This is a genomic window from Pseudoduganella sp. RAF53_2 (assembly GCF_052113985.1).
Taxonomy (GTDB): domain Bacteria; phylum Pseudomonadota; class Gammaproteobacteria; order Burkholderiales; family Burkholderiaceae_D; genus Rugamonas.
Genome location: NZ_JBFRDW010000316.1, coordinates 1 through 6,772 on the forward strand (window position 1 = coordinate 1; position 6,772 = coordinate 6,772).

The window sequence follows — 6,772 nt, forward strand, 5'->3', positions numbered from 1 at the left end:
CGCGTGCCTGCGCCAGATAAGTCACATGCCCGCGGTGCAGGATGTCGAACACCCCATTGGTCATCACCACCGGCTTCGGCAGGGCCGCCACGCGCGCGGCCAGTTCGGTGCGCGTGCACATTTTGTCTTCAAACTTCGGCATTGCTTATTCTTCTTCCTCTTCTTCGTCCACCTGCATGCTCAATTCGCCCGGACGCCCACCGGGGCCGCCATCTTCGGGACCTTTGCCACTGAGCTTGATCTGCAGGCGCAGTTGGTTCGCGGAGTCCGCATTGCGCAGGGCCTCTTCGTAGGCGATGTAGCCCTTATTATAGAGTTCGTACAGCGCCTGGTCGAAGGTGCACATGCCCAGTTCGCGCGACTTGTGCATGATTTCCTTGATCGCGTGGAAGTTCCCCTTGAAGATCATCTCGGAGATGGTCGGCGTATTCAGCAGGATTTCAATCGCGGCCTTGCGCCCCTTGCCGTCCTGGGTGCGGATCAGGCGCTGCGATACGATCGCGCGCAGGTTGGAGGACAAGTCCATCAGCAACTGGTTGCGCCGCTCCTCCGGGAAGAAGTTGATGATGCGGTCCATGGTCTGGTTGGCGTTATTCGCGTGCAGGGTACCCAGGCACAGGTGGCCCGTCTCCGCAAACGCGATCGCGTGCTCCATGGTTTCGGTGTCGCGGATCTCGCCGATCAGGATCACATCCGGTGCCTGGCGCAGGGTGTTCTTCAGCGCGTGGTGCCAGCTCAGAGTATCGACGCCCACTTCGCGGTGCGTGATCAGGCAGCCCTTATTTTTATGGACGTATTCGACCGGGTCTTCCACCGTGATGATGTGGCCAGCCGAGTTGGCATTGCGGTAGTCGATCATCGCCGCCAGCGTGGTCGATTTGCCGGAGCCCGTGCCGCCCACCACCAGCACCAGTCCGCGCTTGGTCATCACGACTTCTTTCAGCACTTCCGGCAGATCGAGCTTTTCGAAGTTGGGAATTTCGGAGGCGATGGTACGGATCACCATGCCCACCGCCTGCTGCTGAACGAAGACGTTGACGCGGAAGCGGCATACGTCCGGCAGCGAAATGGCGAAATTGCATTCCAGCTCAGTTTCGAACTCGCGCCGCTGCTTCTCGTTCATGATGGCGTAGGCCAGCGCACGGGTGACGTCGGGCGTCAGCCTTTGCTGGCTGAGTGGCCGCATCGCGCCCTGCGACTTGATACTAGGCGGAAAATCGGCTGAAATGAATAGATCGGAGCCGCCGACCTGGTGCATGGCCTTCAACAGCTTGTGGATGTAGCTTTGGGCTTCTTCGTGCCCGAGAATGGATGACATGCGTGCACCTCGCTAGTACGTTTGTGGGACATTATAGCCAGACCCTATCACCGTAACCGAGCATTGCATATAGGCATCGCCTGTGTTCAAATGAGTCCATGACCCTCACCGAACTTAAATACATCGTCGCTGTTGCGCGGGCGAAACACTTCGGACATGCGGCTGAGGCCTGTTTTGTCGCCCAGCCGACGCTGTCGGTCGCCATCAAGAAGCTCGAAGACGAGTTGGGCGTCGTATTGTTCGAGCGCGGAGGCGCCGAGATTTCCGTGACGCCGCTGGGTGCCCAGATCGTGGCCCAGGCCGAGCGCGTGCTGGAGCAGACCGCCGCCATCAAGGAGCTGGCCAAGCAGAACAAGGACCCGCTGGCCGGTCCGCTGCGCCTCGGCGTGATTTACACCATTGGCCCTTATCTGCTGCCGCCGCTGGTCAAGGCCATGATCGATAACACCCCGCAGATGCCGCTGGTGCTGCAGGAGAATTTCACCGTCAAGCTGCTGGAGATGCTGCGCCAGGGTGAGCTGGATGCGGCCATCATGGCGCTGCCCCTGCCGGAACACGGCATGGCCGTGCAGCCGCTGTATGACGAGCCCTTTGTCGTGGCCATGCCGCGCAACCATCCATGGGCTTCGCGCGACCGCATTCCGGCCGAGGATCTGAAACAGGAAACCATGCTCCTGCTGGGGAATGGCCACTGCTTCCGCGATCAGGTGCTGGAAGTCTGCCCGGAAATGGCGCGCTTCTCCACGCCGGGCAATGGCATGCAGCGTACTTTTGAAGGCTCGTCGCTGGAAACCATCCGCCATATGGTCGCCAGYGGTATCGGCCTGACCGTGCTGCCCCGCGCGTCCGTACCGGATATGGAAGGCAAGGACAGCATGCTGGCTTTCCGCTATTTCGATGATCCGGAGCCGACGCGCCGCGTGGTCATCGTCTGGCGCAAGAGTTTCACCCGCAAGGCGGCGATCGACGCCGTGGTGCAGGCCGTGGCCCAGTGCAAGCTGCCGGGGGTCATCACGCTCAACGGGCACGCGGAGTAAAATACCGGGCTATCGTCACTGATAACCGAGATTTCCGTGCAAGCCACTGCCCAGCCACTCAGCCGCCTCCAACTGTATTTTCGCCTGGTCCGCCTGGACAAGCCCATCGGCACCGTGCTGCTGCTGTGGCCGACCTTGGGCGCACTGTGGCTGGCTTCGGGCGGCGTGCCGGACCTGCGCCTGCTGCTGATCTTTGTGCTGGGCACTTTCCTGATGCGCTCGGCAGGCTGCGCCGTCAACGACTACGCTGACCAGGATTTCGACCGACATGTGAAGCGCACGGCTGAGCGCCCGATCACCAGCGGCCGCATCTCCGGCAAGGAAGCGCTGACGATTGCGGCAGTGCTGGCCATCGTGTCCTTCATGCTGATCCTGCCGCTGAATACGCTGGTCAAGCAGCTGTCGGTGGCTGCAGTGATCATTGCCGGCACTTATCCCTACTTCAAGCGCTTTTTCGCGATTCCACAGGCTTATCTGGGTATCGCTTTTGGTTTCGGCATTCCAATGTCTTATGCCGCCGTGCAGAATTCCGTGCCGGGCTGGGCATGGCTTCTTGTGCTGGGCAATGTATTCTGGTCCGTCGCCTACGACACTGAATACGCGATGGTTGACCGCGACGACGACCTGAAAATCGGCATCAAGACTTCCGCGATCACGTTCGGCCGCTTCGACGTGGCGGCAATCATGCTCTGCTATGCCGGTCAGATCGGCATCTGGATCGCCACCGGCCTGCATTATGGCCTGGGCTGGCCTTTCACCCTGGGCGTGGCCATTGCTACGGGCTGTGCCGTTTATCACTACTTCCTGATCCGTGGGCGCGAGCGTGCGCCTTGCTTTGCCGCGTTCCGCCACAATAACTACCTGGGCGCAGCCGTGTTTGCCGGAATTGCATTGGACTACGCCCTGCGTTGATTAAACTCACCTGTGTGCTGTTCACTTAGACGAGGCGATCATGGACCAAACACCCCAATCCACTCCTAAGCCCAACGGCGGCGGCATGGCCAATGGCAGTACCCATTCCCATAGCGCCGAAAACGCGGAAGCCCGCGAGCGCCTGATGCAAGACCTGAAGCACGCCATCCAGGACGCCGAGCAATGGCTGCGCGGCGCGGCCTCGGCCGGCACGGACGACCTCAATATGGTCAAGGCCAAATTCGAGGACACCCTGCGCACGGCCAAGAAAGACCTGCACAAGCTGGAAGATTCGATGCTCGCCAAAGGCAAGATGGCGGCCGAAGCGACCAACGTCTATGTGCGCGACAATCCCTGGAAGTCCGTCACCATCGGCGCAGCCATCGGCATTGCATTAGGCGTGATCATCGCCCGCAAGTAATGCACGAAGCATCGGCCTGCGACGCCTGGTCTGACGAGCCGCGAGCTTAGTCAGCGGCGCCGAGCTGTTCGCCGAGTTCCTTGCCGCGGGCGGCGGCGGCGTGCAGGGCTTTCACGATGGCGGGCTTCACGCCGCTGTCTTCCATGCTGGTCAGCGCGGCGTAAGTGGTGCCGCCTTTGGACGTCACGCGCTCGCGCAACACCGACACGGAATCAGGCGATTGCGCGGCCAGCTGGGCGGCGCCGGTGAAGGTGGCAATGGCCAGCTGGGTGCCCTGCTCCGCCGTCAGTCCCATTTCAAGGGCGGCCTGCTGCATCGCTTCAATGAAGTAGAACACATAGGCCGGGCCGCTGCCTGAAACGGCGGTCACCGGGTCGATCAGGGATTCATTGTCCAGCCACACGGTGGTGCCGACGGCCTTCATGATCTGGTCCGCTGCGTCGCGCTGCTGCGCCGTCACGCCGGACGATGCCACCATGCCCGTCACGCCCATGCCGATCAGCGCCGGCGTATTCGGCATGGTGCGCACGATAGCGCTGTAGCCACCCAGCCAGCGCGACAGGTCCGCCGCGCGGATGCCTGCTGCAATCGACAGCACCAGCGGCGTGCGTCCCCCCTGCTGCGCGGCCTGCAGCTGCGGCAACACCTGCGCCACCACGTCGCGCATCACTTGCGGCTTCACCGCCAGCACGATCACTTCAGCGCTGGCCACTTCCGCACCGGCTGTCGCCGCCACGGTCACGCCGTACTCTCGCGTCAGCTTTTCCAGCGAGGCCGGATTCGGGTCCACCACATGAATATTGGCGCCGGGCGTCAGCTTGCCGGCCAGGCCTGCGATCAGTGCCGCGGCCATATTGCCGCCACCGATGAAAGCGATCTTCATTATTTATCCTTGGTTGTACTGGCGTGCGCCGAAGATGGCGCTGCCAACGCGAACAATGGTCGCGCCTTCCATGATGGCAGCGCGCATATCGGCCGACATGCCCATCGATAGCGTGTCGAGTTCAATGCCGTCCGCGCGCAGCGTGTCGTACAGTTCGCGCAGCACGCGGAAGGCCGCGCGCTGCTTGTCGAAATCGTCTTCCGGTTCGGGAATGGACATCAGTCCACGCAGCTTCAATCGCGGCAGGCCTGCAATGGAGCGTGCCAATGCCGCCACATCTTGCGGCGCCATGCCGCTTTTGCTGGCTTCACCGCTGGTATTAACTTGCAAACAGACTTGCAAAGGATGCAGCGCCTCGGGACGCTGCTCGTTCAAACGCACCGCAATCTTTTCGCGCTCGATGGTGTGCACCCAATCGAAGTTCTCGGCAATCGGTTTGGTCTTGTTACTTTGAATGGGACCGATGAAGTGCCACTCAAGCGGCGTGCAACCACGGGCTTTCGCGACCGCTGCAATTTTCTCGACGCCTTCCTGCACATAGTTCTCGCCGAACGCACGCTGTCCCGCGATCACCGCTTCGACCACGGCTTCAGGTCCAAAAGTCTTGGAGACGGCCAGTAACTGCACGCTGTCTGCAGGCCGTCCAGCCTGCGAAACTGCTTCCGCGATTGTTTTCGTGACAACTTGCAAGTTCTGAGCGATTGTGGACATAATCAGACGAGGGTTTTCCTAGGCTCAGGGATTATAAATGGACATTTCCGAACTACTCGCATTCTCCGTCAAGAACAAAGCTTCCGACTTGCACCTCTCGGCTGGTTTGCCGCCGATGATTCGTGTGCACGGCGATGTACGCCGCATCAATCTGCCCCCGCTCGAACACAAAGATGTCCACGGCATGATCTATGACATCATGAACGACGGCCAGCGCAAGGCGTATGAAGAAATGCTGGAGTGCGATTTTTCGTTTGCCATTCCCGGCCTCGCACRCTTCCGCGTCAATGCCTACAACCAGGAGCGTGGCGCATCGGCCGTGCTGCGTACCATTCCTTCCAAGATCCTGAGTCTGGAAGAATTGAACGCGCCGAAGATCTTCGCCGAATTTGCGCTGAAGCCACGTGGGCTGGTACTGGTGACCGGACCGACCGGCTCGGGCAAGTCGACCACGCTGGCGGCGATGGTGAACCACCTCAACGAAAACGAGTATGGCCACATCCTGACCATCGAAGACCCGATCGAATTCGTGCACGAATCGAAGAAGTGCCTGATCAACCAGCGCGAAGTCGGCCCGCACACGCTGTCCTTCAACAACGCGCTGCGCTCGGCGCTGCGTGAAGACCCGGATGCGATCCTGGTCGGTGAATTGCGTGACCTGGAAACCATTCGCCTGGCGCTGTCGGCCGCGGAAACCGGCCACCTGGTGTTCGGCACCCTGCACACTTCGTCCGCTGCCAAGACCATCGACCGTATCATCGACGTCTTCCCTGCGGAAGAAAAAGAGATGGTGCGCGCGATGCTGTCCGAATCGCTGCAAGCGGTGATTTCGCAGTCCCTGTTGAAAACCAAGGATGGCTCCGGCCGTGTGGCCGCACACGAAATCATGGTGGGCACGCCGGCAATCCGTAACCTGATCCGCGAAGCGAAGATCGCGCAGATGTATTCCGCGATCCAGACCGGCAGCAACGTCGGCATGCAGACGCTGGACCAGAACCTGACTGAACTCGTCCGCCGTAATGTGATTTCCTCCGCTGCCGCCCGTTCGGCTGCCAAGATCCCCGATAACTTCCCCGGCTAATCCACATGGAACGCGACCAGGCTTCAAAATTCATGTTCGACCTGCTGCGCCTGATGGTCAGCAAAAAGGGCTCGGACCTCTTTATCACCGCAGGCTTCCCGCCCGCCATCAAGATCGACGGCAAGATGACGCCCGTGTCGGCCCAGCCGCTCTCGCCATCGCACACCGCCGATCTGGCGCGTTCGATCATGAACGACAAGCAGACTGCGATGTTCGAGCAGACCAAGGAAGCGAACTTCGCGATCAGCCCCGGCGACCTCGGACGCTTCCGTGTCTCGGCCTTCGTGCAAATGAGTTCCGTGGGCATGGTGCTGCGTACCATTAACTCCGCGATTCCGAAGCTGGACGATCTCGGCCTGCCGGAAGTGCTGAAAGATGTGGTGATGTCCAAGCGCGGCCTGGTGATCAT

At 60.8% G+C, this 6,772-nt stretch carries 7 protein-coding genes and 2 pseudogenes; 5 read left to right on the plus strand and 4 right to left on the minus strand.

Translation table 11 applies throughout. The features are described from left to right. Both AB4Z11_RS18605 and AB4Z11_RS18610 read right to left on the minus strand, forming a co-directional pair. Window positions 1-142: pseudogene (locus AB4Z11_RS18605) on the minus strand (D-glycero-beta-D-manno-heptose 1-phosphate adenylyltransferase); the annotation flags it as partial. A gap of 3 nt (window positions 143-145) precedes the next feature. After that, window positions 146-1,318: a PilT/PilU family type 4a pilus ATPase gene (locus AB4Z11_RS18610; protein ID WP_442026788.1), complete on the minus strand. Its 1,173-nt coding sequence runs from the start codon at window positions 1,316-1,318 to the stop codon at window positions 146-148. 98 nt (window positions 1,319-1,416) lie between these two features. Here AB4Z11_RS18610 and AB4Z11_RS18615 point away from each other — a divergent pair, with 98 nt between their 5' ends. The 3 genes from AB4Z11_RS18615 to AB4Z11_RS18625 are packed head-to-tail and all read left to right on the plus strand — an operon-like array spanning window position 1,417 to window position 3,688. After that, complete coding sequence (locus AB4Z11_RS18615) at window positions 1,417-2,355, plus strand: hydrogen peroxide-inducible genes activator (protein WP_442026790.1); 939 nt, start codon at window positions 1,417-1,419, stop codon at window positions 2,353-2,355. A 36-nt stretch (window positions 2,356-2,391) separates the two neighbouring features. Further along, window positions 2,392-3,267 (plus strand): 4-hydroxybenzoate octaprenyltransferase, encoded by an 876-nt coding sequence (ubiA, locus tag AB4Z11_RS18620; RefSeq protein WP_442026792.1) that lies wholly within the window; start codon window positions 2,392-2,394, stop codon window positions 3,265-3,267. Window positions 3,268-3,307: 40 nt separating this feature from the next. After that, window positions 3,308-3,688 (plus strand): DUF883 family protein, encoded by a 381-nt coding sequence (locus AB4Z11_RS18625; protein ID WP_442026794.1) that lies wholly within the window; start codon window positions 3,308-3,310, stop codon window positions 3,686-3,688. Between the two features lie 46 nt (window positions 3,689-3,734). Here the strand turns inward: AB4Z11_RS18625 and proC are convergent, their stop codons facing one another. Together proC and AB4Z11_RS18635 are read right to left on the minus strand one after the other, a co-directional pair. After that, window positions 3,735-4,571 (minus strand): pyrroline-5-carboxylate reductase, encoded by an 837-nt coding sequence (gene proC, locus AB4Z11_RS18630; RefSeq protein WP_442026795.1) that lies wholly within the window; start codon window positions 4,569-4,571, stop codon window positions 3,735-3,737. 3 nt (window positions 4,572-4,574) lie between these two features. Beyond that, the gene (locus tag AB4Z11_RS18635; RefSeq protein ID WP_442026797.1) at window positions 4,575-5,282 is read right to left on the minus strand and encodes a YggS family pyridoxal phosphate-dependent enzyme; all 708 of its coding nucleotides are present in this window, start codon (window positions 5,280-5,282) and stop codon (window positions 4,575-4,577) included. Between the two features lie 37 nt (window positions 5,283-5,319). Here AB4Z11_RS18635 and AB4Z11_RS18640 point away from each other — a divergent pair, with 37 nt between their 5' ends. Both AB4Z11_RS18640 and AB4Z11_RS18645 read left to right on the plus strand, forming a co-directional pair. Continuing rightward, entirely contained in the window at window positions 5,320-6,363 is a 1,044-nt protein-coding gene (locus tag AB4Z11_RS18640) for a type IV pilus twitching motility protein PilT (protein ID WP_442026799.1), read from the plus strand. A 5-nt stretch (window positions 6,364-6,368) separates the two neighbouring features. Further along, a pseudogene (locus tag AB4Z11_RS18645) lies at window positions 6,369-6,772 on the plus strand (type IV pili twitching motility protein PilT); the annotation flags it as partial.

Coding starts and splice junctions, on each gene's coding strand:
- AB4Z11_RS18635 (WP_442026797.1), bottom strand. CDS start 5,282: ATGTCCACAATCGCTCAGAACTTGCAAGTTGTCACGAAAACAATCGCG.
- AB4Z11_RS18625 (WP_442026794.1), top strand. CDS start 3,308: ATGGACCAAACACCCCAATCCACTCCTAAGCCCAACGGCGGCGGCATG.
- proC (WP_442026795.1), bottom strand. CDS start 4,571: ATGAAGATCGCTTTCATCGGTGGCGGCAATATGGCCGCGGCACTGATC.
- AB4Z11_RS18610 (WP_442026788.1), bottom strand. CDS start 1,318: ATGTCATCCATTCTCGGGCACGAAGAAGCCCAAAGCTACATCCACAAG.